This window comes from Acidovorax sp. NO-1, assembly GCF_000238595.1.
GTDB lineage: Bacteria > Pseudomonadota > Gammaproteobacteria > Burkholderiales > Burkholderiaceae_C > Acidovorax.
In genome coordinates this window covers 1-25,889 of record NZ_AGTS01000012.1, presented here as the reverse complement: position 1 = coordinate 25,889, position 25,889 = coordinate 1, and the positions used below count along the sequence as shown (strand labels likewise).

Annotated in this window: 24 protein-coding genes and 1 pseudogene; 5 read left to right on the top strand and 20 right to left on the bottom strand. The window is 67.2% G+C overall.

The annotated features are described in order from the left end of the window. The 7 genes and pseudogenes from KYG_RS01105 to KYG_RS01080 form a co-directional block, all read right to left on the bottom strand. The gene (locus KYG_RS01105) at positions 1–912 is read right to left on the bottom strand and encodes a class III extradiol dioxygenase subunit beta (RefSeq protein ID WP_050813774.1); all 912 of its coding nucleotides are present in this window, start codon (positions 910–912) and stop codon (positions 1–3) included. A gap of 99 nt (positions 913–1,011) precedes the next feature. Further along, positions 1,012–1,380 (bottom strand): annotated as a pseudogene (gene ligA, locus KYG_RS24975) (protocatechuate 4,5-dioxygenase subunit alpha); the annotation flags it as partial. A gap of 1 nt (position 1,381) precedes the next feature. Beyond that, a complete protein-coding gene (locus KYG_RS01100) occupies positions 1,382–2,299 on the bottom strand; it encodes an amidohydrolase family protein (RefSeq protein ID WP_008902951.1) in 918 nt (305 codons plus the stop codon). A 34-nt stretch (positions 2,300–2,333) separates the two neighbouring features. Further along, positions 2,334–3,341 (bottom strand): tripartite tricarboxylate transporter substrate binding protein, encoded by a 1,008-nt coding sequence (locus KYG_RS01095; protein WP_034692527.1) that lies wholly within the window; start codon positions 3,339–3,341, stop codon positions 2,334–2,336. A 98-nt stretch (positions 3,342–3,439) separates the two neighbouring features. Next, entirely contained in the window at positions 3,440–4,123 is a 684-nt protein-coding gene (gene ligK, locus KYG_RS01090; RefSeq protein ID WP_008902949.1) for a 4-carboxy-4-hydroxy-2-oxoadipate aldolase/oxaloacetate decarboxylase, read from the bottom strand. Position 4,124: 1 nt separating this feature from the next. Next, positions 4,125–5,159, bottom strand: coding sequence for an amidohydrolase family protein (locus tag KYG_RS01085; protein WP_008902948.1), 1,035 nt, complete (start codon positions 5,157–5,159; stop codon positions 4,125–4,127). A gap of 34 nt (positions 5,160–5,193) precedes the next feature. Beyond that, complete coding sequence (locus KYG_RS01080; protein WP_008902947.1) at positions 5,194–5,886, bottom strand: substrate-binding domain-containing protein; 693 nt, start codon at positions 5,884–5,886, stop codon at positions 5,194–5,196. Between the two features lie 169 nt (positions 5,887–6,055). Between KYG_RS01080 and KYG_RS01075 the strand changes: the two genes are divergently transcribed. After that, the gene (locus KYG_RS01075; RefSeq protein ID WP_008902946.1) at positions 6,056–7,003 is read left to right on the top strand and encodes a LysR substrate-binding domain-containing protein; all 948 of its coding nucleotides are present in this window, start codon (positions 6,056–6,058) and stop codon (positions 7,001–7,003) included. Between the two features lie 130 nt (positions 7,004–7,133). Here KYG_RS01075 and KYG_RS01070 read toward each other — a convergent pair whose 3' ends face one another. From KYG_RS01070 to KYG_RS01035, 8 genes are all read right to left on the bottom strand, one after another. Next, positions 7,134–8,072, bottom strand: a complete 939-nt coding sequence (locus KYG_RS01070; protein WP_369749607.1) for a DUF1932 domain-containing protein — start codon at positions 8,070–8,072, stop codon at positions 7,134–7,136. Positions 8,073–8,086: 14 nt separating this feature from the next. After that, entirely contained in the window at positions 8,087–9,058 is a 972-nt protein-coding gene (locus KYG_RS01065) for a tripartite tricarboxylate transporter substrate binding protein (protein ID WP_034692521.1), read from the bottom strand. Between the two features lies 1 nt (position 9,059). Next, entirely contained in the window at positions 9,060–10,376 is a 1,317-nt protein-coding gene (locus KYG_RS01060; RefSeq protein ID WP_008902943.1) for a TRAP transporter large permease, read from the bottom strand. Continuing rightward, positions 10,376–10,894, bottom strand: coding sequence for a TRAP transporter small permease (locus KYG_RS01055; protein ID WP_008902942.1), 519 nt, complete (start codon positions 10,892–10,894; stop codon positions 10,376–10,378). Before KYG_RS01055 ends, KYG_RS01060 begins: the two co-directional genes overlap by 1 nt. A gap of 132 nt (positions 10,895–11,026) precedes the next feature. Next, positions 11,027–12,064 carry a TRAP transporter substrate-binding protein gene (locus tag KYG_RS01050; protein WP_008902941.1) on the bottom strand — a complete coding sequence of 346 codons (1,038 nt, stop codon included), beginning with the start codon at positions 12,062–12,064 and terminating at the stop codon, positions 11,027–11,029. 377 nt (positions 12,065–12,441) lie between these two features. Continuing rightward, entirely contained in the window at positions 12,442–12,792 is a 351-nt protein-coding gene (locus KYG_RS01045) for an HPF/RaiA family ribosome-associated protein (RefSeq protein ID WP_008902940.1), read from the bottom strand. 143 nt (positions 12,793–12,935) lie between these two features. Next, complete coding sequence (locus KYG_RS01040) at positions 12,936–14,936, bottom strand: CHASE2 domain-containing protein (RefSeq protein ID WP_008902939.1); 2,001 nt, start codon at positions 14,934–14,936, stop codon at positions 12,936–12,938. Continuing rightward, the gene (locus KYG_RS01035) at positions 14,908–18,480 is read right to left on the bottom strand and encodes a TonB-dependent receptor domain-containing protein (protein ID WP_008902938.1); all 3,573 of its coding nucleotides are present in this window, start codon (positions 18,478–18,480) and stop codon (positions 14,908–14,910) included. Before KYG_RS01035 ends, KYG_RS01040 begins: the two co-directional genes overlap by 29 nt. 286 nt (positions 18,481–18,766) lie before the next feature. On the opposite strand from KYG_RS01035, the gene KYG_RS01030 reads away from it, so the two are divergent. The 4 genes from KYG_RS01030 (at position 18,767) to KYG_RS01015 (ending at position 22,606) form a co-directional block, all read left to right on the top strand. Then, entirely contained in the window at positions 18,767–19,642 is an 876-nt protein-coding gene (locus tag KYG_RS01030; protein WP_008902937.1) for a gamma-glutamyl-gamma-aminobutyrate hydrolase family protein, read from the top strand. Positions 19,643–19,793: 151 nt separating this feature from the next. Beyond that, complete coding sequence (locus KYG_RS01025; RefSeq protein ID WP_008902936.1) at positions 19,794–21,068, top strand: putative DNA modification/repair radical SAM protein; 1,275 nt, start codon at positions 19,794–19,796, stop codon at positions 21,066–21,068. Positions 21,069–21,083: 15 nt separating this feature from the next. Further along, complete coding sequence (locus KYG_RS01020) at positions 21,084–21,962, top strand: TIGR03915 family putative DNA repair protein (RefSeq protein ID WP_008902935.1); 879 nt, start codon at positions 21,084–21,086, stop codon at positions 21,960–21,962. An 89-nt stretch (positions 21,963–22,051) separates the two neighbouring features. Then, positions 22,052–22,606, top strand: a complete 555-nt coding sequence (locus KYG_RS01015; RefSeq protein WP_008902934.1) for a PleD family two-component system response regulator — start codon at positions 22,052–22,054, stop codon at positions 22,604–22,606. A 36-nt stretch (positions 22,607–22,642) separates the two neighbouring features. Here the strand turns inward: KYG_RS01015 and KYG_RS01010 are convergent, their stop codons facing one another. The 5 genes from KYG_RS01010 to KYG_RS00990 all read right to left on the bottom strand — a co-directional run. Beyond that, positions 22,643–23,119 (bottom strand): peptidylprolyl isomerase, encoded by a 477-nt coding sequence (locus tag KYG_RS01010; protein ID WP_008902933.1) that lies wholly within the window; start codon positions 23,117–23,119, stop codon positions 22,643–22,645. A gap of 89 nt (positions 23,120–23,208) precedes the next feature. Continuing rightward, on the bottom strand, positions 23,209–24,288 hold the full coding sequence (locus KYG_RS01005) for a pirin family protein (RefSeq protein ID WP_008902932.1): 1,080 nt from the start codon (positions 24,286–24,288) through the stop codon (positions 23,209–23,211). 328 nt (positions 24,289–24,616) lie between these two features. After that, complete coding sequence (locus KYG_RS01000; RefSeq protein ID WP_008902931.1) at positions 24,617–24,985, bottom strand: DUF1428 domain-containing protein; 369 nt, start codon at positions 24,983–24,985, stop codon at positions 24,617–24,619. A gap of 94 nt (positions 24,986–25,079) precedes the next feature. Next, complete coding sequence (locus KYG_RS00995; protein ID WP_008902930.1) at positions 25,080–25,583, bottom strand: DUF1579 domain-containing protein; 504 nt, start codon at positions 25,581–25,583, stop codon at positions 25,080–25,082. Positions 25,584–25,641: 58 nt separating this feature from the next. Then, the coding region (locus KYG_RS00990) for a glutathione S-transferase family protein (protein ID WP_008902929.1) at positions 25,642–25,889 on the bottom strand (248 nt) is incomplete at its 5' end.

The following is a 25,889-nucleotide window of genomic DNA, read 5'->3' as shown; positions in this document are numbered from 1 at the left end:
TCAGTGGTTCTCCAGAATCAGATGGCCCACGGCCGTGTTGCTGGCGGGCACGTGGAAAAAGCGGTGTTTCACGGTGGGTGCGGGGCCGCCGGCCACGTCGGCCATGGCGCCGCGGGCAATGAGCCACATCACGAGCTCGATGCCTTCGCTCCCCGCTTCGCGCACGTATTCGATGTGCGGCACCTTGGCCAGCTCGGCGGGCTCGGCGATGAGGCGGTCGAGGAACCTGTTGTCCCACTCCTTGTTGATGAGGCCGGCGCGCGGGCCCTGCAGCTGGTGGCTCATGCCACCTGTGCCCCAGATCTGCACCTTGAGCGGTGCGTCGAACGACTCGATGGCGCGGCGGATGGCCTGGCCCAGCGCAAAGCAGCGCTGGCCGGACGGCACGGGGTACTGCACCACGTTGACGTGGAAGGGAATCACCTTCACCGGCCACGCCTCGGGCGAGCCGAACAGCAGGTTCATCGGTACGGTCAGCCCGTGGTCCACCTGGAGATCGTTGACGATGGTGAGGTCAAAGTCCTGCTGGATGACCGACTGCGCGATGTGCGATGCCAGCTCGGGATGGCCCATGACCTTGGGCACCGGGCGCGGGCCGTAGCCTTCGTCGGCGGGCTCGAACTCGGCGGCGGTGCCGATGGCAAACGTCGGGATCACGCCCAGGTCGAAACTGGTGGCGTGGTCGTTGTAGACCAGGAAGACCACGTCAGGCCTGTTTTCCTCCATCCACTTCTTGGAGGGTTCGTAGCCCGCAAACAGAGGCTGCCAGTAAGGCTCGCCGGTCTTGCCCAGGTCGATGGCGGCGCCGATGGCGGGTACGTGCGAGGTGTAGACCGATGCGGTAATGCGGGCGTGGTCTGCGGCTGGCGCTGCATCGGACGGGGCCGACTGCTGCGCAGCGTGGTCGCCCAGGATCTGCGCGGCCAGGGCTTCCTGATGGGTGAGCTCCCACTCCTTCCACGCCTGGGATTGCGAGGCCGGGCCCTGCGCGTTGCCGCCCTCGCCCAGGTAGCGGTTGCCTTCAGCGCTGCGCCCCCCGGCAATCATCATGTCGCGGTACTGCTGCTCGCTCATGCCGGTCATGCTGCCCGCCATCTGCTGGAACGACAGGCCATCCGTCGCGCCCAGCTTGGCCAGAAAGTAGATGTTGCCGCCGGTGCGCATGGCCCAGTTCAAATCGCGTGCGCGCACTGCCGCGCGCTGCTCGTCGGTCATGGGCCATTCGGCCAGGTAGGCGTCTTCGTCGGCCTTGAAGCGCGCGCGGTTCTCGGCCTTCATGAGGCTCATGCAGAACTGGTTGAGCCAGTAGCCCTTGCGGCTCTGGTCGGCGTCGAAGATGGTCGTGCCAGGCACGTCCTTGTAGGGTTTGTCCAGGGCCATTTCAGATCTCCTCGGGCCAGTACAGGCGCATGGGGTTGGTGACGAGCAGTTTGTGCTGCAGCTCCGCCGTGGGCGCAATGTGGGGAATAAAGTCCACCAGCAGGCCATCGTCGGGCATGTGGTCCTTGAGGTTGGGGTGCGGCCAGTCGGTGCCCCACAGCACGCGGTCGGGGAACTCCGCAACCACCTTGCGGGCGAACGGCACCACGTCCTGGTAGGCATTCTGCTCGCCACCCAAAGCCTTGGGGCCGGTCACGGAGAGGCGCTCGGGGCAGCTCACCTTGCTCCACACGTTGGGGTGCTGGCGCATGAACTTCAGGAACAGCTCGAACTCGGGGCCGTCCACCGGCTTGCTCACATCGGGGCGGCCCATATGGTCCACCACCACGGTGGTCGGCAAGGCGGTGAAGAAATCCCACAGCTCGGGCAGGTCCACCGCCTCGAAATAGATCACCACATGCCAGCCGAGCTTGGCGATGCGCGCGGCAATCTCCATCAGCTCGTCCTTGGGCGTGAAGTCCACCAGGCGTTTGACGAAGTTGAAGCGCACGCCGCGCACACCGGCCGCGTGCATGGCCTGCAGTTCTTCATCGCTGACCGAGCGCTTGACGGTGGCCACGCCACGCGCCTTGCCGCCCGAGTGCACCAGCGCATCGACCATGGCGCGGTTGTCCGCGCCGTGGCAGGTGGCCTGCACGACCACGTTGCGCGCAAAACCCAGGTGGTCGCGCAGCGCGTACAGCTGGTGCTTGCTGGCATCGCAGGGCGTGTACTTGCGCTCGGGGGCGTAGGGGAACTCGGCCCCGGGGCCGAACACGTGGCAATGCGCGTCCACCGCACCGACAGGCACCTGGAACCGGGGTTTGCTCGGACCCGCATACCAGTCGAGCCAGCCGGGGGTTTTTGTGAATTCGCTCATGCGCGTACTCCTTGGTTTCTTGCAGGCTCGCAGATCAGTCGAGCGACACGTTGGCCTTGCGGATCACGTCGCCAAAACGCTGGCTCTCGTCCTTGACGAACTGGTTGAACTGCGCGCGGGTGGTGGGGAACTGCTCGTAGCCAAAGGTCTTGAACTTCTCGGCCACTTCGGGGCCAGTCAGGGCCTGTTCGATGTCTTTGCGGATCTTGTCTGCCACGGCAGCGGGCAGGCCGGGCGGCACGGCAATGGCATTCCAGCCCGTGACGGCAAAGTCCTTGGGGCCACCCGATTCAGCCACGGTGGGCACATCGGGGAACTCGGCCGAGCGCTGGGGCCCGGCAAACGCCAGCAGGCGCAGCTTGCCCGCGCGGTGCAGCGGGCCTGCGGTGGCGGCGCTGCCCAAAGCGAAGTCGATTTCACCGGTGGAGACCGAGGTGTAGAGCTGCGTGGTCTCCTTGAAGATCACATGTTCCATCTGCGCGCCGGTGGCCGATTCGAACAGCTCCGAGCCCAGGTGCACCGGGTTGCCCACCGACCAGCTGCCGTAGTTGAGCTTGCCGGGGCGCGCCTTGGCGTCGGCCATGATGTCGCCCACCGACTTGTACTTGCTGCCCGTGCCCACGGTGAAGAAGAAGTGCGTCTTGAACAGCGGCAGCAGCGTGTCGAAGTCCTTGGCCACGTCGTAGGGCAGCTTCTTGAACAGGCTGGGGTAGGCGGCCAGGTGCACGTTGTCCAGAATCAGCAGGTCGTGGCCGTCCTTGGCGCCGCGCTTCCAGGCGTCGATGGCGATGAAGCCGTTGCCGCCAGGGCGGTTTTCCACGATCACGCCCGTACCCCAGGTACGCGAGAGCTTGTCGGCCACCAGGCGGGCCACGCCATCGGGGCCACCGCCCACGGGGAAGGGGCTGATGATGCGCACCTGCTTGGCGGGGAACTGCTGAGCGGCAGCGAATTGGGGCGCCAAAGCTGCGGCTGCGGCCACGCCCAATGCCATGGACAACGTGCGGCGGAGACGGAAAGAGGAAGACACAGAGAACGTCATGGAATACAGAATCAGAAAAAAGAAAATTGCTATGAAATTAATAGCTGTTAGCGCTTATTGAATAAGCGCTAGAGGCCAAAAAGACTTAAAACCGGGGTTCAGTCGATGTACCTGAGGCCCGCCTTCTCCAGGCCGGGGCGCATGTTGTACATATCGAGGCCCAGCACGCCGCTGGCCAGCTTGGCCCGTTTCTCACCTTCAAAGCTTTCGCGCTTCTGGGCGGCGGCCAGGGTCTCGACCGCGCGGGCGGCGGGCACACACACCACGCCGTCGTCATCGGCCACGATCACGTCGCCCGGCGTGACCAGCGCACCAGCGCACACCACGGGGATGTTCACCGAGCCCAGCGTAGCCTTGATGGTGCCCTTGCTGCTGATCGCCTTGCTCCACACGGGGAAGTTCATCTCCTGCAGCGTCTTCACGTCGCGCACACCGGCGTCGATGATGAGCGCGCGGGCGCCACGGGCCTGGAAGCTGGTGGCCAGCAGGTCGCCAAAGTAGCCGTCGGTGCATTCGGAGGTGACGGCTGCCACCACGATGTCGCCGGGCTGGATCTGCTCGGCCGCCACATGCATCATCCAGTTGTCGCCGGGCTGCAGCAGCACGGTGACGGCTGTGCCGCTGACCTGCTGGCCGCTGTAGATGGGGCGCATGTAGGGCTTGAGCAGGCCCACGCGGCCCATGGCCTCGTGCACGGTAGCCGAGCCGAGAGCCGCCAGGCCGTCGGCGGCTGCGCGGTCGGCACGGGTGATGTTGCGGTAGACAACGCCTAGTTCGTACATGTCAGAGCCCCTTTGCCTTCAGGCGTGAATCGAGTCGGGAGAACACGCGGCGCGTGTTGGCTTCGTAGATCTGGTGCTTGTCGTCGGCGCTCAGGATGGTGGAGGCCTCGATGTAGCGCTTGGTGTCGTCGTAGTAGTTGCCGGTGGTGGGGTCGATGCCCCGCACCGCGCCGATCATTTCGCTGGCGAACAACACGTTCTTCACCGGGATCACGGTGTTCAGCAGATTGATGCCGGGCTGGTGGTACACGCAGGTGTCGAAGTACACGTTGTTCATCAGGTGCTCGTCGAGCAGCGGCTTCTTCATCTCTTGCGCCAGCCCACGGAACCGGCCCCAGTGGTACGGCACCGCACCGCCGCCGTGCGGGATCAAAAACTTGAGCGTGGGGAAGTCCTTGAACAGGTCGCCCTGGATCAGCTGCATGAAGGCCGTGGTGTCGGCGTTCAGATAGTGCGCGCCGGTGGTGTGAAAGCACGCGTTGCAGCTGGTGCTCACGTGGATCATGGCGGGCAGGTCGTACTCCACCATCTTTTCGTAGATGGGGTACCAGTGCCTGTCGGTCAGCGGGGGGCTGGTCCAGTGGCCGCCCGAGGGGTCTGGGTTCAGGTTGATGCCCACGGCGCCGTATTCCTTCACGCACTTTTCCAGCTCGGGAATGCAGGTGGCGGGGTCCACGCCAGGGCTTTGCGGCAGCATGGCCACGGGCACAAAGTGGTCGGGGAACAGCGTGGAGACGCGGTAGCACAGCTCATTGCAGATGGCCGCCCAGGTGCTGGACACATTGAAGTCGCCAATGTGGTGGGCCATGAAGCTGGCGCGCGGGCTGAACAGCGTGATGTCGCTGCCGCGCTCTTTCATCAGCTTGAGCTGGTTGGTCTCGATGGACTCGCGCAGCTCGTCGTCGCTGATGTGCAGGTCTGCCACTTTGGGCATCGCGGCTGGGTCTTTGATGCCGGCGATCTGCGCATTGCGCCAGTTCTCCAGCGCCTTGGGGGCCGTGGTGTAGTGGCCGTGGCAGTCGATGATGAGGCTCATTTGGTGTGCTCCTGGAAGGTGTTCTTGTGATCGATCAGGCGGGGGTCATGCCCTGTTTTTGCTTGGCTTCAGCAGCGGCCGGAGAGGCCAGGTAGGCCAGCAGCGAACGCGCGGCGTCCACCTGCTGCGAATGCACGCCAACGCCTGCGGAAAACGTGGTGGTGATCTGGATGGCCGGTGGCAACGGGCCCACGATCTGGATGCCCGGCACGTGCAACAGCTCGCTCAACTGTTGAAAGCCCAGCGCCACCTCGCCCTTGGCCACCAGCGAGCCCACCGGCACCCCAGGGGGCGCCTGCACCATGCGCGGTGCGATCTGTTCGGCAATGCCCCAGCGCTCGAACAGCTTGGCCAGTGCCACGCCGCTGGGGCCGGTGGACAGGCTGATGCTGGGCGCGGCCAGCACGGCCTGGCGCACTGCTTCTTCGGTGCGGATGTCGGGCAACGGTGCGCCTGCAGGCACGGCCACGGCCACGCCGGAGTGCACCCAGTCCACCTTGCTGCCGGGCAGCAGGTGACCCGCAGCCAAAAGCTTGTCGATGGCGTCGGAGGCGAGGATGACGACGTCGAACGCCTCACCGGCCGCCACACGCTTGGCCGCGTCCACGCCGCCCACCGATTCGATGGCGGCCTGCGTGCCCGATTGCTGCGCAAACCCGGCCCCCAGCTCGGCCAGCACCTGGCGCGTGGCCATCGACGAAATGCCGCGAATTTCTGGGGGGGTCATGTGTGTTTCCTGCCGGGCTGCGGGTGGCCCGCGCGTTGCGTGCGCTGGGGTTCCATGGCGCTGATTGTGGTCAGCGCTGGACCAAACAAGAAGGCGGCACCGGCACTACCAGATATATCATTCCGTGATCGTTGACTTGGAGCTATTCAAATAGCAGAGAGCATTCCCTATGGACCTCAAGCAGATCGAATACTTTGTTCGCGTGGCCGAGCTGGGTAGCTTTACCCGGGCTTCGGTGGTGCTGGACATTGCCCAGCCCGCCCTGAGCCGCCAGGTGCGCCTGCTGGAGGTGGAGCTGCGCCAGAACCTGCTGGTGCGCAACGGCCGGGGCGCCACGCCCACCGAGGCGGGCAAGCTGCTGCTGGAGCACGGGCGCGGCATCCTGCACCAGGTGGAGCGCGCCCGCGAGGAGCTGGGCCGCGTGCGCGGCGCCCTGGCCGGGCGTGTGGCCATTGGCCTGCCGCCCAGCATTGCCAAGGTGCTGACGGTGCCGCTGACCCGCGCCTTCCGCGTGAAGCTGCCCGATGCGGCGCTGGCCATCAGCGAAGGGCTGTCGGTGGCCATGCGCGAGTCGCTGACCACGGGCTTGCTCGACATTGCGCTGCTGTACAACACACCCCCTGCGCCGGGCATCGAGATCACCGCGCTGCTGGAGGAAGACCTGTTCCTGGTGCAGCGCCGCCCCGCAGGCCAGACGGATGCCGAAGCCGATGCGCTGGCGCGTGTGGCGGTGTCGCTGGACGAGCTGACGCGCTTTCCGCTGGTGATTCCCACACGTCCCAACTCGATCCGCATGCTGGTCGAATCAGAACTGGCAGCGCGCGGCAAACGCCCGCAGATCAGTCTGGAGATCGACGGTGTGGCCGCCATCCTGGACCTGGTGGCCGATGGCGCGGGCTGCGCGGTGCTGCCCATGAATGCGGTCACCACATCCGGCAAGCCCGAGGTGTTCAGCACCCGGCCGATCCTGGGCGCCAGCGTGGATGGTGAGGACGGCGCGCGGCTGCGCAGCAAGCTCTTTTTGGCGGTGAGTTCGCAACGCCCCGCCACGCTGACGCAGCAGGCGATGGCGGAGTTGATACGTGCCACTCTGCAGGCGCTGTACCACGCCCCTTGAAGAAGGGCCACGCCCGCTGTGTACTCCCGCTCAGAAGCTTCCAGCAGCGGCAACACCGGTGCATTGCATCCAGAAAGTTGCACCCACAGGACCGTTGATTGTGAAAGCCGGCGCTGCGAAACGTGCCCCATCAACCCTCGGGGGGCTTGGTGTGCACATGGGCCAGCAAGCGGTCTGCATAGTCTTGCCATGAGGCGCCCTTGGGCACACCATCGAACACGCCATCGCGCGCCAGGTCGGCCACCCACTGCTGCTTTTCGGCAATGGCCGATGCCATCAGCGGATTGATGCCTGCCTCGCGCACGGTGTGTGCCGACTCGCGCATCTCTTCGGCGCGGCGCTGGCCATGCTGCACCACGCGACTGAAGAAGTAGCTGCCCTGCTGCTGCCAGTCGATGGACGGAAAGGTTTCGGCCAGCGTGGGCAGCACATGGTCTTGCACACCGTAGTGGCGGGCCGTGGCGTAGCTCTCGATCACCAGCGCCTCCAGGCCTTTGATCATCACGCTGCGGCACATCTTGATGGCGCTGGCCACGCCCAGCTGGTCGCTGACAGGCTTGGCGTCCATGCCCCAACCGTGCAACACGGGCGCCAGCATGGCGGCGTGAGGGCCACCGAGCAGCATGGGAACGGCGATGCCATAGGGCGGCACCGACGTCATCACGCCCGCCTCGACATACCGGGCGCCACGCGCATGGATCAAAGCTGCGGCCTGCTGCTTGGTGCCCGGCGAGGCGGAGTTGAGGTCCAGAAAGAACGCGCCAGGCGCAATGTGCTGCGCCACCGCCCCGGCCACCGCCAGCGTGCTGCTGGCCGTGACGGCCGAGATGATGAGCTTGCGCCCGGCGCACAGCGCGGCCACGCCGTCGGCCGCGTGCACGCCTGCGCCCTGCGCGTGGGCGCGCGGATCGGCCTGCTGCGCCGGATCGGCGAACTTCAGGTCCCACACTGCCAGATCGCGCACGCCGGCGGCACGCAGGCCCGCGGCAAAAATGCGGCCCACCTCGCCATAGCCCACGATGCCCAGGTGGTCCATGCGCAGCAGGTCATCGGTTTGTTCGGTCGGCATGGTGCGGCTGGCCTTCACTGTCTGGGGATGCCCGCGCGCTCGATCACGGCGCGCCATCGTTCGATGTCGGTCTTGAGCAAGGCAGCTGCTTGCTCGGGCGTGGAGGTGCGCGGCTCCACGTTGAGCGCGCGCAACTGCTGCTGAACGGCGGGCGTTGCCACAGTGGTCACCACCTCGCGCTGTAGCCGTTCCACGACCGGGCGCGGCGTGCGCGCGGGCACGGCCAGCGCGTTCCACGACGCAGCCACAAAGCCCTTCACGCCCAGCTCCACCGCAGTGGGCGCGTCGGGCAACACCACAGAGCGCCGCTCGCCGGTGACGGCCAAGACGCGCAGCGCCCCCGCGCGCACCTGCGGCAGGGCAGGGCCCAGAATTTCCACACCCACATCCACCTGCCGCCCGCGCAGCGCGGTGATGAGGGCCGGCGTGCCGTTGAACGGCACCACCTGCGCATCGATGGCTGCGCTGCTCTTGAACAGCTCGGCCGCCAGGTGTTGCGTGCTGCCGATGTTGATGCTGCCGATATTGAGCTGGCCCGGGCGGGCCCGCGCATGCGCGAGCAGCTGGGCCAGTGTGCCGTGCGGCGAATCGGCAGGCACCAGCACCGCAATGTCAAAAAAACCCAGCGTGCTCACCGGCGCAAAGTCGGCCAGCGTGTCGTAGGGCAGCGACTTGAACAGGCTGGCAGACACCGCCGTGCCGTTAGATAGCAGGAACAGCGTATGCCCATCGGGCTCGGCACGCGCCACGGTGTCTGCGGCCACCACACCGCCGGCGCCCGGGCGGTTGTCGATGACCACCGGCTGGCCCAGCCGCTCGGCCAGGCCTGTGGCCACCGCGCGGGCCGTGAGGTCGCCCACGCCGCCCGCCGCAAAGGGCACCACGATGCGCAGCGCCTTCGACGGGAATGCGGGCTGCGCATGCACCCCCAGCGCGGTCAGCGCCATCGCGCTCGCGCCGGTCAGGAGGATGCGGCGTCGGACCATCTCAAAACCGCAGAACAAAGACCACGATGCCCGGGAAGGCCACCAGAATCGCGGTGCGCAGGAAATCGCTGGCCACGAACGGCAGGATGGCGCGGTAGGTGGCCAGGATGGGGACGTCCTTGGCCATGCTGTTGATGACGAACAGGTTCATGCCCACGGGCGGTGTGATGAGCCCCACCTCGACCACGATCAGCACCAGGATGCCGAACCAGATCGCGAACTCTTCCGGCGTCATGCCGAAATCCAGCGCGGTGACGATGGGAAAGAACACGGGAATGGTCAGCAGGATCATGGACAGCGAATCCATGAAGCAGCCCAGCACCACATAGATGACCAGGATGGCAACGAGCACCACCATCGGGCTCAGGCCCGAGCCGGCCACCACCTGCGCGGCCTCCTGCGGCAGCTGCGACAACGCCAGAAAGGTGTTGTACACGCCCGCGCCCAGCACGATCATGAAGATCATGCCGGTGGCCACCGCCGTGCCCATCACGGCACCCACCAGGGTTTTGCGGTTCAGGCCGCCCGACATCCAGGCCGCCACACCGGTGCCAAAGGCCCCGACGGCCGCGCCCTCGGTGGGCGTGAAAAACCCGAGGTAGATACCGCCCACCACGGCCAGAAAGATCAACAGCACGGGCCAGACCTTGGCCGTGGCTTTCCAGCGCTCGGCCATGGGCATGGGGGCGACGGTGCCCATCTCCTGCGGGCGCCACCGGGCGTAGAGCGCGATCACGATCACGTAGCCAATGGCCGCCATGATGCCCGGCACGAATGCAGCCAGAAAGAGCTTGGCAATGTTCTGCTCGGTGAGGATGGCGTAGATCACCAGCACCACCGAGGGCGGAATCAGGATGCCCAGCGTGCCCCCGGCCGCCAGCGTGGCCGTGGAGATGCCGCCCGCGTAGCCTGCCTTTTTCAGCTCGGGCAGCGCCACCTGGCCCATGGTGGCCGCAGTGGCCAGGGAGGAGCCGCAAATGGCGCCAAAGCCTGCGCAGGCGCCCACGGCCGCCATGGCCACGCCGCCCTTGCGGTGGCCGATCCAGGCCTCCGCCGCCTTGAACAGCGCCTGCGACAAACCGCCCAGCGCCGCAAACTGCCCCATCAGCAGGAACAGCGGAATGACCGACAGCGAGTAGCTGGAAAACGTGCTGTAGGTCACCTGCTTGAGCTGGTTGAGCACGGGCGCCGTGGCGCCATACACCAGCCAGGCACCCACCAGGCCACACACCAGCATGGCCAGGCCGATGGGAATGCGCACAAAGATGAGGAGCAGCAGGATCGGGAACGACCAGGCTGCGAGTTCGAATCCGCTCATCAGTGCACCCCCGCTTCGGTGGTCCAGCCCGCGGGCTCCTTGCCCAGGCCGAACAGCGTGGCGGTGCGCGCCAGATAGGCCAGGCAGCCAATGATCGCACCCACCAGACAGGCGGCATATGCCCACCACAGCGGCATCTGCAGAATGAAGGTGGTTTCCATGTATTGCTTCTTCTCCAGCGTGCCTTCCCACAGTTTCCAGGTCAGCAGCAGCCACACAGCCAGCATGAGCAGATCGCTGATCATCAGCACGCCCCGCCGGGCCCAGGCGGGCAGGTGGGTGTACAGCAGGTCCACGGTGGCATGGCCCCCCTTGAGGTACGTCCAGGGCAGGAACAGCAGCACCGCCACAGCCGTCCCCATCTCCACCAGTTCAAAATCACCGGGGACGGGCGCAAGGCCCAGGCCGATCAGGGACCGGCCGACGATGCTGGCGACGATCATGGTGGTGAGCGCGACCAGCACGATGCCGCCCACGATGGCCGCCCAGCGGGCCAGGCGGTAGATGAATGCAATCATGCGGAACTCTTCCTGCAGGGAGCCAAAAGGGGAGGGTATTTTGAACCTCAAGACCACCGCCCGGCCCAATAAAAAGCCGCCCCTGAGAACACGTTCACAAGGACGGCCGCAGGGCCACCAGGCGGGGCCGGTTTACTTGCTGTGCTTGGCGATCAGCGCGCGGGCTTCAGCAGCCAGCTTGGCGCCGTCAATGCCTTTGCCCTTGACCTCGTTGATCCAGTCGGTTTCCACGCTGGCCGCGGTGCGGCGCCAGCGCTGGGTTTCCGCCTGGTCCAGCGCCACGATGTTGTTCTTGGCCTTTTCCGCAATCTCCCGGCCCACCCGGTCGCCCTCGTCCATGGCACGGCCAAACATGGCGGCCGTCTCGATGCCGGAGTTCTTGTCGATCACGGCCTTGAGGTCGGGCGGCAGCTTGTCGTAGCTGGCCTTGTTCATCGAGAACGCGAAGGTCTGCGTGTACAGGCCTTCCTTGCCGGCAAAGGTGGTGTGGTTCTTCACCAGCTCGGTCACCTTCAGCGACGGCGTCACCTCCCACGGAATGGTGGTGCCGTCGATCACGCCCTTGGACAGCGCCTCGGTCACGCCCGGCACGGGCATGCCCACCGGCGTGGCGCCGAGCTTGGTGAGCATGTTGTTGATGATGCGCGAGCCGCCACGGATCTTCATGCCCCGCAGGCTTTCCAGGCCGGTCACCGGCGCCTTGGTGTGGAAAAGCCCCGGGCCGTGGGTGTGCGCGGCAATCAGCTTCACGTCCTTGAACTCGTCGGCCGCGAACTTCTCCACGTATTCCTGGATGGCGCGCGACGAGGCTTCGGGGTCGCCGCTCATGAAAGGCAGCTCGAACACTTCGGTTTTCGGAAAACGGCCCGGCGTGTAGCCCAGCACCGTCCAGGTCAGGTCCACCACGCCATCGCGTGCCTGGTCAAACAGCTGTGGCGGCGCGCCGCCCAGTTGCATGGCGTGAAACAGCTGCACCTTGATCCGGCCGCCCGAATCGGCTTCGACCTTCTGGGCCCAGGGCACCAGGGCCTTGGCGGGAATGACGGCCTGGGGCGGCAAAAACTGGTGCAGTCGCAGGGTCACCGTCTGGGCTGCAGCCGTGGTGGCCAGGCTGGCCAGGGCCACCGCCCCCATCACCGCCACGGCGGTGCGTCGCTTCAGGAAGGTCATTGTCTTGTCTCCGATCTGTCTGTTGGAATCCGTGCCGCGCCTCGCGGGGCGCCTTTCGGGCATGGGCGGCGATGTTCACCGGGCCCCCACACTGTGCATGGGGTCAGGCCCACATGCTAGTTCTATGGCGGACTTTCAGCTATGCCGTTATGTTATGTAACCGGTGAAACCCGAACCCGGGCCTGCATGGGCGCCGGGCGGGGCCACGCAGCCTGGACTGGCCTGGAGTGCAGCGGTGCACGTCAGAGGGCTGCAGGGGCGGGGATTACGGGGCGGTGGCGCGGCGCACACCCGCGCAAGACCCGCCGCCGAATACTACAAAATTGATAGCTGCCAGCGCTTATCCATCAAGCGCTGGAGGCCAATTTGACAACAAATCACTCTTCCATGCCGGCCCGGATGGTGTCGCGGCCGTTGCGGTCCTTGACGCGGCCCAGGTCGGTATCGAGTGCGCGGGCCAGCTTGTCCACGGCACCGATGAAGGCGTTGGCCATCTTGTCGGCCTCGTCGGTCACGGTGACCGGCTGGCGGCCCGTGACCCGGGCCTCGATGCGGCAACGCTTGTCGTTGGCGCCGGACTTGCCGGCATCCAGGTCGGTCAGAAACACCTCCAGCCGTGTGATGTGGTCCTGAAAGCGGTTGAGCCGGCTCTTGGACTCGTCGGTGATCCATTGCGCCAGCGACTCGCCGCCGTGGATGTGGTCATCGGTGTTCACTTGTACTTGCATGGTGATGCTCCTTGAGAGGGGTTCCAAGAGAGGGCGCCGTGTGCCGGGAGCCAGGCGCTGCGGCAGCCCCGAGAACCCCCATGGTCGCACTTTTGCACAGGCTGCCCGTAAGAACCTGTGAGTTGCCGGGGTTTAGTCGGGCGTCAAAGCTTGTCCAGCGCCACGGCAGGCGACCAGTCGGCCCCTGGCGGCAAGGCGCGGGCCTGCGCCACCCGTGCCGACAGGCGCAGCGCCGCCACGTCACCGGGCGCGCGCTGCAGCACCTGCTCCAGCGCCTGCAGGGCGCCGTCCCAGTCGCGTGCATGAAAGGCTTCGAGAGCGGCCAGGCTGGCCTGGCACAGCACGGTGTCATCGCAGGGGGTGAACACGCGCACGGGCTCCGTCTTGCCCTTGACGATCACGTCGTCCAGCGCACGCAGCGCCGCGCCCGCAGGCAGCTGCGCGGCCGTGGCGGCCGACAGCAGGATGCTGGTGCCGAAAGCCTTGTTGGCGCCCTCCAGCCGGGCGGCCAGGTTCACCGCATCGCCGATCGCCGTGTACGAAAAGCGCTGCTCCGATCCCACATTGCCCACCACCACCCGCCCGGTGTGCAGGCCGATGCGCATGTGGATGGGGGGCAGGCCGCGCGCGTGCAGGTCGGCCACCAGCGGCTGCATGGCCTGCTGCATCGCGATGGCGGCCGACACGGCGTGCGCGGCGTGCTGTGCGTCGTCCAGCGGCGCACCCCAGAAGGCCATCACCGCGTCGCCGATGAACTTGTCCACCGTGCCGCCCGTAGCGTGCACGATGGGCGTCATGGCGTTGAAGTAGCCGGTGAGCACCTCCACCGTCTGCTCGGCGCTCAGCTGCTCGGACAGCGTGGTGAAGTTGGCCAGGTCGGTGAACATGAGCGTGACCTCGCGCGCCTCGCCGCCCAGGCGCATCAGATCAGGCTGCGCAATGAGGCGCGAGACCACGGCGGGGGGCACGTACTGCGCAAACATGGCCCGCGTCTGCCGGGCCCGCTGGCGCACGATGGCGTAGCCCACCAGCGCGGCCGCGCCATACACGGCCACGGCCGCCACTGCGGGCAGCAGTGGCGGCCACCAGAGCCTGTGCGCAGCAAACAGCCACCACGACACCGCGCCCATGGCCAGCACCAGCGCGGCTGTGAGGCTTGCCGCAGCGGCGGGGTGCCACCGGCGGCTGGCCCACAGAAGCAGGGGCAGCAGCAGCGCGGTGAGCGCGAGGGTCCAGCCTTCGGGCACGCTGCGCAGCCCGCCCCCGTTCAGGTAGTTGTCGAGCAGGGTGGCCTGCAGCTCCACGCCGGGAAACAGCCGCTCGCCCCCTGCTGTGCCAAACGGGGAGTTGAACAGATCGGCCTGCGAACGGGTGAGCTCCGCCGCGGTGCGCACGGAGCGCCCCACCAGCACGATCTTGCCCTTGAAAAACCCCTCGGGCAGCAGACCCGGCTCCAGCGCCTGATAGTACGAGCGCGTGTCGAACGTGCCGCGCGGGCCGCGGTAGCCGATCCAGTCGAAATGGCGCAGCGCGGGCGCCTGCCCACGCGCCTCGGCCGCGCGCTGCGCCAGCCGCAGCGCAAAGCTCTCGCGCGCTACGGGCGCCCGGCGCACCACGAAATCATCGTCTGGCTCCACCCCGGCGTCTCCGGCATCGGCACCGGCATCCAGAAACCGCTGCAGCGGCTGCACCTCCATCCACAGCGCGGCGTTGGCGCTGTCGATCTTCTCCCGCGTCGAGGCGAGCACCACAGGCCCCACCTGGGCAATGGCACGTGCCAGGGCCGCATCTTCCGCCTCGGAGGAGGGGTCGGCAAACACGATGTCCAGCCCCACGGCGGCGGCGCCTTCGTCGTGAAGGCGCTGGAGCAGCGCCGCGTGCATGCTGCGCGGAAACGGCCAGGGTTGCTGCAGCTCCTGAAAGGTGGGCTCGTCGATGGCGAGGATGACCACGTTCAGACCCGTGCGCTGCGGCGCGGTGAGGGCCGTGAGCACATCGAAGGTCTTGAACTCCAGCGCATGCCAGGGTCGGCTGAACGTGGCCGCCCCCACCAGCAACAGCGCCAGCAGCGCCGCCGCCAGCGCCAGCCCGCGCTGCCGACGCCGGTCTGCGGGCTCAGAAACGGTAGCGCGCGTCCAGAACATACCGGGCCTTTCGGCGGTCTGACTTCGGGGCCCACAGGTTCAGTGCGGCCACACCCACCACCCAGTGCTTGTCCTGCGATTCCCAGAACCCCATCAGGTCCACACCCCATCCGGGGGCCATGCGGGTGAAGTTGTCCTTGTCCTCGAAGCGCTCTGAGCGGTACACCGCCCGGCCGCTCAGGTAGATGCGCTGCGGGCTGGCCCAGGTCGCGCCCAGCACGGCGGTATGGCGTGGAATGTAGGGTATGCGCCCCACGGGCGCGCCGGCATCAAAACTGCGGCTTTCGCTGTCCTGGTACAGGTATTTGGCATAGCCTGACCAGCGGCGGCTGAACATGTGGTTGATGCCCGCTCCCAGGGCCTTGAGGGTGCCGGTGTCAAAGCTGGGCGTGTCCTCCAGCAGGTCGGTGGTGGACAGGTTGACCAGCTGGGCGTTGCGCATTTCTTCCAGGAACGGCAGACTGGGCGTGCGCAGATCGACCCCCACCGTACCGGGGTTGCGCACGCGCAGGTGGTCGGCGCGGAGGTTCACAAAGGTGCTGGGGCCCAGCTCCATGGCCAGTTGCGCCACCGCGCGCTTGTGGCGTCCGCCCGCCTCCACCAGCCGGTCCTCCACCGGAATGCCCGCCGTCTCCACGCTGGTCAGGGTGGAGACACTCAGCGGCCGCAACCAGTCCTGATAGGCCATCCGTACGGTGGTGCCTGCGGCGGGTTGCCACACCACCCCCACGCGGGGCGTGACAACACGCTCCATGTCGGCGCGCCGCGAGGCTTCCTCGCTGTATTCCTCCAGGTTCAGCAGATAGCTCTGGGTCAGGCCGTCGACGCGGTGGCGGATCTGCTGCAGCCCGAGCGCGGCATCCAGGTGCAGCGCCGCGCCCAGCTGCTGGGTGGTCGCCAGGGTCAGCGCGGTGTAGCGGCGGTCCACATGGTTGTAGCCGCCCACCACAAACACATCGCGGTAGGTGCCGAGGCCGGGAATCTCGGCGGCGACGGCGGCGGCGCCTCCGATCAGATTGTTCTGCCGCTCGCGCACATGTTCCAGCGCGACGCTGAAACGGCTGCCCGGCGCAGTGTCCACCGTGTGGCGCAGTTGCAGGTCGTTGAACTGCTTTCGGGGTTCGCTGCTCACGCCCATCAGGCTCACGAAGGGGGGCAGTACATACAGCGTGGGGTAGTCGCGCAGCACGATGTTGTCCACGCTGCGGCCGAGCTTGATCCAGGTCTGCTCGGTGGGGCCCCAGCGGTAGGCCATGCCCAGCGCCCCCTGAGTGCTTTGGTTCTCCAGCACCGTGTCGAACCGGAACAGGTTCTCCCCCCGCAGGCGCATGTCGAAATGGTTCACATAGGCAAACAGGTTGATGCGCTCGCTCGGCTGCATCCCTGCGCCCAGCGTGACCGCCTGGGCCTGCACATCGCCATAGCCTGCGCGCAGGGCCGGCCCGGCGTTGGTCTGCAGGTCAAACGGGAAACCGCTGGCGTGGGCCGACTGCGCCTTGAAGAACCACGACACGGGCACATGGGTGTTGTCCATGCCATTGAGCGTGAGAGCGGGCGCCCGCATGCGGTACTGGTCATGGTCCAGCGTCACGCCCACGGCACCATGGGCCCCCGGTTTCTGCAGCAGCGACGCATACCGCTGGCTGGCACCGAAGGCCATGGGGTCGGTCAGGAAGCCCTGGAACAGCGCGGAGTTCTTGTTGAACTCGCCCGGGTAGCGGTCCGCCAGAAACAGGTGGCTGCCGCCCCAGTAGGGATAAAAGCTCTGCTGCGCCAGCTCCAGCGCCCAGTCTTCCATGCCAAAGAAAGCGAGCGACGCGCCCAGGTTGGCGTTGCCCTTCTGGTCGTTGGCCACCTGGTTGAGCGACTTGAGGTAGGGCATGCGCTGCACCGCGGCGCGCGCGGCCTCCACGGCTTCGCCGGGCTGAAAGAGGTCGGTGTGGATCTGTGCCAGAAGCATGTAGGGCACCGGGTCCTTGTCGTCCAGGCTGCTGGCCTGACGCAGCGTGGCCAGCGCGTCCTGGTGGCGGCCAAGCTGGTAGTACGCCACGGCCGTCCAGGTTTTGGCGCGGGCGTAGCGGGGCTCCATCACACCCGCGCGCAAAAAGGCATCCAGCGCGGCCTCGGGGTCGCCCTGCCTGAGGTGCAGCAGCCCCTGGCCGGTGAGCGCCACGTAGTCCGCCGGGTTGTCGCCCAAAGCGGTGGCAAAGGCTTGGCCCGCCTCGGTGAACTGGTTGGTGAAGGTTTCGAGCGTGCCCAGCTCGCCCCAGGCGCCCGGGCTTTGGGGCGACAGGGCCAGCGCCTGCTGCAGGTGGGCGCGGGCGGGGTGCGCGTCTTCGCGTTCGGTGTGGGCACTGCCCAGGCCCTGCCAGCCCCGGGCGTCTTGCGGCGCGAGCTGCGTGGCCTCGGTGTAGGCAGCCAGCGTGCCGGGCGCATCGCCACGGCGGCGGGCCAGCTCGGCTCGCACCAGCGCCAGCTCTGCGTGCGCCGTGCCCTGTGCCGGGGCCAGCGTGGCGGTGGCCTCGTCCACGCGGTCGCTCAGCAGTTGCACCCGGGCCAGCTGGGCCACCAGGGCCGGGTGCGCGGGCCAGCGCTGCATGGCGGTGCGCAAGGTGGTGGCTGCGGCAGCTGCATCGCCTTCCATGAGCTGCACATCCGACTGCATGAGCCAGACCGGCAGCGGGGCGGCCAGCGTGGCCGCCTGGCGAGCCAGCTGTTCGCGCGCAGCGAGGACATCGCCCGCCTGCAGCGCGATGGCGGTTTCCATCACGGCCACCCAGGGTGCGGGGGCAGCGCCGCGAGCCGGCGCCAAGGCGGCGCGCGCGGCGGGTACATCGCGGGCTGCCAGCGCGGTGCGCACCGGGGCCAGCGCTTCGGGCACGGGCTCGGCGGCCAGGTGCGGCAGCGGGTCTGCGCGCAGGGCGTTCACCCACTGGATGCGGTCGCGCGGCTGGCTCAGCACCAGCTTGACCGGGGCCTTGCCCACCTCGGCATAGGCGGCCTCGTTGGCGCCCACCGACACCTGCCCCTGTGCATTGGAAAACTCCACCGTGCCCGACAGCACGGTCAGCAGGGTGCGGCCGTCGTCCTCGACGCTGATGTCCCAGTCGGTGCCGCGGATCGCGGCTGTGGCGGCCGGGGTTTCCAGGTTCAGGCGAGAGCCGTCGGCGCGGCGTGTCTGCGTCCAGGCCCGTCCGGCGTTGAGCAGCAGGGTGGTGACCGGCTGGGCAGGCGTGGCCACGCCCTTGACCTGCAGCACCGTGTTCTGGTGCAGGCGCAGCTGGGTGTCGTCGGCAAAGAGCAGGGCCATCCGGGCGGCCTGGCGCGTGCGCACGAAATCGCCCGTGGCCAGGGGCTGGGCGGGGCGCGCAGGCTGCCAGTCGGCCGCCGCGGCGGCGCGCTGGTCGCCAGTGCCTTGCAGGCTGATGATTTCGGCGGCGGCGCCCGCAGGCACCGCGGCCAGCGCCTGCGCCGCCGGCCAGGCCAGGGCCAGCACGGCCGCCAGGGCGGTCACGGTGGGCCGATGCACTTTGTGATGGGACATGTGGTGGCTTTCGGGAAGGCGTGGAACCGTCGCCGTGCCCCTCCCTGGCCTGCGGCGATCCAAAATTATCGCGAGCGTCGCGCCAGAAACCGCCGCCCGCCCGCCCTGCGGCCGCCGCATTTCATGAAGAAAGCCACGTTTTGGCGCACCGCACGGAACCGGTTGCCGATGCAAAGCCGCCGCACGGCCCTTTCCTACACCGGGGAATGGGGTGGGGTGCTACAAAGATACATCCCCGCCCTGCAATGAATGGCGCGCTTTCCGTGCGCCCCTGGAGCTTGCCCCCATGCCTGCCGCCCGCCGCCTCAAGATTGGTTTGTCCGCCTGTTTTCAGCACGCCGACCCCGCCCGCCCGCTGTTCACCGGCAAGACTCTGCAGTATGTCGAGCAGTCGATTGCCCACTGGATCATGTCGGCCGGTGCCATGGTGGTGATGGTGCCCTGCCCCACGGGCGAGACGGCGCGCGGTGATGTCACGCTCGACCACTATGCCGAGTGGCTTGACGGCATCGTGATGCACGGTGGCGCCGATGTATGGCCGGGCAACTACGGTGAGGAGCCCCTGCGCGAGGAGTGGGTGGGCGACCGCGTGCGCGACCTGTACGACCTGGCCGTGGTCAAGGCGTTTGCCCAGGTGGGCAAGCCCATCTTTGGCGTGTGCCGCGGCCTGCAGCTCATCAACGTGGCCTTTGGCGGTGCGCTGTACCAGGACATCGAAACCCAGCACCCGGGCGCACAGCAGCACCGCAACGCCAGCACCTATGACCAGCACTTTCATGACATCCAGATCGTGGAGGGTTCGCACCTGGCCAAGCTCTACCCCAACACCCCGCGCGCGCGCGTGAACAGCATCCACCACCAGGGCATCAAGCGCGTTGCGCCGGATTTTGTGGTGGAAGCCTTGAGCGAGCCGGACGGCGTGCCGGAAGCCATCCGCCTCAAACCTGCGCCCGGCCGTGGCTACATCGCGGCCACGCAATGGCATCCCGAGTTTCACAAGACCGGCTCCGACACGCTGGACGACACCGCCATCCTGCAAGACTTCCTGACTGCCTGCGAACTGGCCAAAGCCCATCCGCGCCCGCCTGTGCGCCACCCGTCGTCGCCCCTGCGCGAGAGGGCTGCGCGGCTGCTGCGGCGGGCGCTGGCCAAGCAGTCCTGAGGTGATTCCACGGCGGGCACACAAAATTGGGTGTTTTTGGCCTTCAGCGCTTACCCATCATGCGCCAACAGCTATTAAATATGTAGCATAAAGCTGCTGTTGCATGCCCCCAGGCTGGTGTCGGGCACTGCAATTACTGTAAATTCATCCAGTGAATTTACAGTCCAAACTCGCCATCCTGGCCGACGCCGCCAAGTACGACGCCTCGTGTGCCTCCAGCGGCGCTGCGCCGCGCAACTCGGTGGGCGGGCGCGGCATGGGCTCCACCGAGGGCATGGGCATCTGCCACAGCTACGCGCCAGATGGCCGCTGCATCTCGCTGCTCAAGATTCTGCTCACCAACTTCTGCCAGTACGACTGCCTGTACTGCGTGAACCGCGTGACCAGCAACGTGCCCCGCGCACGCTTCACGGTGGGTGAAGTGGTGCAGCTCACGCTGGACTTTTACCGCCGCAATTGCATCGAGGGGCTGTTCCTCTCCAGCGGCATCATCCAGAGCCCCGACTACACGATGGAGCAGGTGGTGGAGGTGGCCCGCGTGCTGCGCGAGGAGCACGACTTTCGCGGCTACGTCCACTTGAAGACGATCCCCGACGCATCACCCGAGCTGATGGAACGCGCCGGCCGCTATGCCGACCGCCTCTCCATCAACATCGAACTGCCCACCGCCGAAGGCCTGACTGCGCTGGCCCCCGAGAAGGACAGCGCCGCCATCGACCGATCCATGGCCCGCATGGCCGTCCACATTGGCGAGGCACGCGCCGCCCGCAAAGAGCAGACCGCGCAAGCCATCGTGTCCATGCCGCAATCGCGCACCACGCGCCGCGCCAGCGTGCCGCACTTTGCGCCGGGCGGGCAAAGCACGCAGATGATCGTCGGCGCCGATGCCACCAGCGACCGCACCATCCTGGCCACCAGCGCGCGCCTGTATGGCGTGCACCGGCTGCGGCGGGTGTACTACTCGGCCTTCAGCCCCATCCCCGACGCGGCGCGCGCCCTGCCGCTGACCGCCCCGCCCACGGTGCGCGAGCACCGGCTGTACCAGGCCGACTGGCTGATGCGTTTTTACGGCTTTGCGCACGAAGAAATTGTGCCGCCTAGCCAGGGCGGCATGCTGGCGCTGGACATGGACCCCAAGCTGGCCTGGGCGCTGGCACACCGCGAGCGCTTTCCCGTCAACCTGAACACCGCCCCGCGCGAGCTGCTGCTGCGCGTGCCCGGCTTTGGCGTGCAGACGGTGGAGCGCCTGCTGGCCGCCCGCCGCGTGCGCCGCCTGCGGCATGCCGACCTGGCGCGGCTGCATGTGCCGCTCAAGAAGGTGCTGCCTTTTGTGGAGGCGGCCGACTACCGCCCTGGCCCTGCGCTGGACGCTGCCGACCTCGCCGCGCAGTTGACGCCGCCGCCGGTGCAGCGCAGCCTGTTTTGAGCCGGAGAGACCCGCATGCAGCGCCACTCCATCACGCTCGCCCATCCCACCGACTGGCCCGGCTTTCGCCATGCCGCACGAGCCCTGGTGTTGGCCAACGTGCCCCCGCAGGCGGTGGACTGGCGCTGCCAGGCAGATGTGGCCGACGACCTGTTTGCGCCCGAACCTACCGCTAGCAACACCCTGCCCAGCGCGGCGCCAGATGCGCCCACGCTGCGCGTGCCACCCGACTTTGTGCGCCTGTGCGAGCAACTCATCCTGCACCGCGACCCCGCCCGCTTTCCATTGATGTACCGCCTGCTGTGGCGCATGGCGCATGGCGGCGCTGAGGGCGAAGCCGCACGGCACGACCCGCTGGACGCAGACCGCATGCTGGCCCACCACATGGCCCGCGCCGTGGCGCGCGACAAACACAAGATGCACGCCTTCGTGCGCTTTCGCCCCGTGGTAGAGCAATGTGGCCAGACCCTGCACATGGCCTGGTTCGAGCCCGACCACCACATCACCGTGGCCAACGCGGGCTTCTTCATCCGCCGCTTCACGCAGATGCGCTGGGCCATCCTCACGCCCGACGCCAGCGTGCGCTGGGACGGCCAGCAGCTGCACACCGGCCCCGGCGCGCAGCGCAGCGACGCGCCACCGCCCGACGCAGGCGAGGCGCTGTGGCTCACCTACTACCGCCACATCTTCAACCCCGCGCGACTCAAGCTGAACATGATGAAAAAAGAGATGCCCACGCGCTACTGGCACAACCTGCCCGAGGCCGCGCTGATCACCGAGCTGGCCCACACCGCGCACGAGCGCAGCGCGCGCATGGTGGAGGCCGAGCCCACCGTGCCGCGCCGCCGCATCAACCCGGTGGTGCAGCGGCCCCGGGGCGGCACAGCGGGCTGAACCGGTCGCAGCTTCTGGAATACTCACGGCTGGAATGGCGTCACCCTGACGGTCTGAGGCCACGAAGAACGAAACACAGAGGCAACACCATGAGCATCTTCGACCGGCTTCTGGCCAGTGTGCGCAAGCCGACGGAACGCACCGACACGTTGGGAGCGCAGCCGAGCGGGCCCGTGGAACGGCGCCAGCGCAAGCGAGTGAACGCGCGCAAGGGCACCCGGGTGCTGATCATTGACGACTCGCCCACAGTGGTGGCCGTGCTGCGCAAGGTGCTGCGCTCGGCCGGCTACGAAACCCGCGAGGCGTTGGATGCCGAGCAGGGGCTCGCACTGATTGCGCAGGACCCGCCCGAGCTGGTGTTTCTTGACATCATCCTGCCGGGCATGAACGGCTTCAACGCGTTGCGCGCCATCCGCAAGCTGCCCGCCTCGCAGCACATCCCGGTGATCATGATCAGCGGCAACGAACACGCCACCGAGCAGTTCTACGCCAACCGCATCGGCGCGGACGATTTCATGAAGAAGCCGTTCTCGCGCCACGAGATCTTCGCACGCATCGAGGCCTTGCTCGATGCGGACTTCATCCCCCGGCGCAAGGCCGAGGCGCCACCGGCGGCTGCCAGCGCGCCCGCCACGCCAGACTAGCTCGGCGCCCCGTGCGCAGGGGCTGCACCGGGGTGCTCAGTGCTGGTGCCCGTGCGCCCCGTGCACATGCCGGTGGGCAATTTCTTCCGCGCTCGCGGCACGCACTTCGGTGACCTTGCAGCTGAACTTCAGCGCCTGCCCGGCCAGCGGGTGGTTGCCATCCAGGTGCACTTCGGGGCCTTTGATCTTGACGACGTTGAACACGGCCGGCTGGCCGTCAGTGCCCATGCCCTGCAGTTGGCCGCCTACCTTCACGCCTGGGGGGAACTCGGTTTTGGGGATGGTGCGCACCAGGCTTTCGTCGCGGGCGCCGAAGGCGTCTTCCACGGCCAGGTCCAGTGCGGTGGTAAAGCCCACGGCCTGGCCTTCCAGGGCCGCTTCGACCTTGGGGAAGATGTTGTCATAGCCACCATGCAGGTACGACAGGTTGCCCGCGTCCAGCGGCTTGCCCTGCGGGTTGGTGACCTTGTACGTGATGGTGACAGCGGTGTCTTTGGTGATGGTGGTGGCCATGGTGTGTCTGCTTGCGCTAAAAGCGTGCATTGTCCACGAGGCGCCCGGTGGCCGCCGGGCGCCTCGGGGGCGGGGCGTGCCGCCCCGGCTTACGCGCCAGCCGTCGCCTCTGCCGGCCGCTCTTCTTCCGCCTGCCCCGGATACCGCGCAAACCGCCTTGCCTCGGTGCCATGCACCGGGTCCTGCTGGGCCCAAGGCCACCCGCCGAACTGGGTGCGGCGGTAGTCGTTCATGGCCTGCATGATCTCGGCCTGGGTGTTCATCACAAACGGGCCGTACTGCGCCACGGGCTCGCCAATGGGGCGGCCCTGCAGCACCAGGCATTCGACGGCGGTGGGGCCGGTGTTGGTCAGGGTCCAGTCCTCGGTAGCCCGCACCTGCAGCGCGGCATGGCGGTCCACGTCCTGCGGGCCCACGCGCAGGCTGTCGCCCACAAAGAAGTACAGCATGCGCTGCGTGGTCTCACCCTTCGCCGCAGGCAGTGTCCATTGCGCACCGGGCTCCAGGTGCAGCGTCCAGATGGCGACGTCGCCTTCAGGCTGGGAGGCCCAGGATTCGGGCGGCGGCGACAGCGGATCGGGCGCGCCGGGCAGCGCACCGGCCACCACCGTCACCGTGGTGGCGCGGCCTGCGGCGTCGTGGTGCACCAGGCGCGGAATGCGCTCGTCCCACAGCATGGTGAAGTGCGGCTCGACCATCTTGTTGCGCGCGGGCAGGTTCAGCCAGATCTGAAAGAGTTCGAGCGGGTTGGGCTCGGTGGCGTTGAGCAGCGGGAACATCTCGGAATGCACGATGCCCTTGCCGGCCGTGACCCACTGCACGTCGCCACCGCCGAAGCGTGCGGCGGCGCCCAGCGAGTCGGAATGGTCGATGAGCCCCTTGCGCACCAGCGTCACGGTTTCAAAGCCCCTGTGCGGGTGGCCCGGAAAGCCCGGCACGGTGTCGCCGTGGTACATGCTCCAGCCGTCCTTGCCGCTGAAATCGCTGCCGATCTGGCGATCCTCAATGGGCACGGCGGGGCCAAACGCGGCGTTGCCTGCGGGATAGGCATCGTCGTGGTGCGCACAGAAAAGAAACGGGTCGAGTGTGGGCCACTGCGGACCGAGCAGCTGGGCGCGCACGATGGGCACCAGGGCGGTGGTTGCTGCAGCAGGTGTGGACGACGACATACGGGGGCTCCTCATGTTGTGTTCCGCCACGATCGGGCGGTGTGCCTGTGGAATATGAAGCCAGTGTCGTTCGAACGGAAGTGCGGCCCGTGGAACAGTGCGGTGCGGCGGGCAGGACAGTGGGGGGCTTTGCCTCCCGTGTTTGCCAGAAAAGTTGAGTCTAATTCGGCTCTAGCGCTTATCTGTCAAGCGCTGACAGCTACTGTTTTAATAGCTTTCTATCCGTACGATTCCTGATCGCAAGCGTTGTGCATCGCAGCCGATGCTCCGTGGGCCGCGCAGACTGCGAGCAGGCGGCAGGCGGCCAGCGCGACGGTAACCGCGCTGCTCACGCCTTCACCTCGACCACGGGTTCGAAGCCGCCGAAGATCATGCGTTTGCCATCAAAGGGCATGGGCGGGTTGCCGGGTGCGGAAGGGTCCATGCGGGGGTCTTCCATCATCTTCTTCATGCCTGCGTCTCGCGTCGCTTTGTCCGGCCATTCGACCCACGAAAAGGCCACCGTCTCCTCGGACGTGGCCTGGACCGCGCGGCGGAAATCGGTGACTTTGCCGTCGGGGACGTCGTCGCCCCAGCTTTCGATCACACGGATCGCGCCCAGCTCGATAAACAACGCGTCGAAATGGCGCGCGTGCTCAATGAACTTCTGCTTGTTGGCGGTGGGGACCGCGATCACGAAACCATCGATGTAGGACATAGCTTGACTCCTGTGAGGTTGACCATGGGATGCGCCCGCCTGTGGGCGCCACGTATTCGTTCGGCGAACGCGGACCCGAGCCCGCCCCCATCCATCACTTGCGCCGATAGGTCGCCTGCATCATCTGCGACCAGCTGCCATCTGGCTGTAGCCCGAACGATGTCAAGGTGCGTTCGTTCGCGCTCAGCAGCGTGATCACGTCGCGGTAGCGGGCGGTCTTGCCGTCGTCCTTGAAGCTGGGGCCTTCGGTCTCCAGCGTCAGCACCTTCTGGTCGGCATCGAGCGTGCCTTCGTACACGAACATGTGGGTCATCATCGAACCCACCCAGGTGCCGCGAAACACGCTCTTGTCGGGGTCGTAGCCCAGCGTCATCAGCATGTGGGCTTCGCCCCCGCCGGGCATGGTGCCCGAGCCTTCGCACAGCACCCACAGGTCGCCCAGGGCGCGCACATGCTCGGAGCCGGTGGATTGCTCTTGAGCGGGCGCGTCGGACTCGCCGGACTCGCCGGGTGGGGCGTCGCAGTTGGCGTCGCTGGTCCAGTCGCCAATCAGCTGCTGCAGCCAGCGGTGCATGGCGTGGGGTTCGGCATTCATCATTTCGGTCTCCTAGGTGGTTGGGGTTTGGCAATTCAGTCAACTTGGGTGGTCGATCCCGTCAATCACGGTCTGGCGCCCCGAGCGGAAAGTAGTGGCGGTAGGGGCGGCCGCCCTCCACGGCCTGCGCAAATGAGGGCCGCGCCAGCAGTCGCGCGCGGTAGGCGCGCAGCAGGGGGTAGCTGGCGGCAATGGGGTGCGTCCAATCGGCATAGAACAGCGCGGGCGCCGCTGCGCAGTCGGCCATCGTGAAACCGTCGCCCGCAGCCCAGGTGCGGCGGGCCCATTCGCCTTCCAGCCATGCATAGG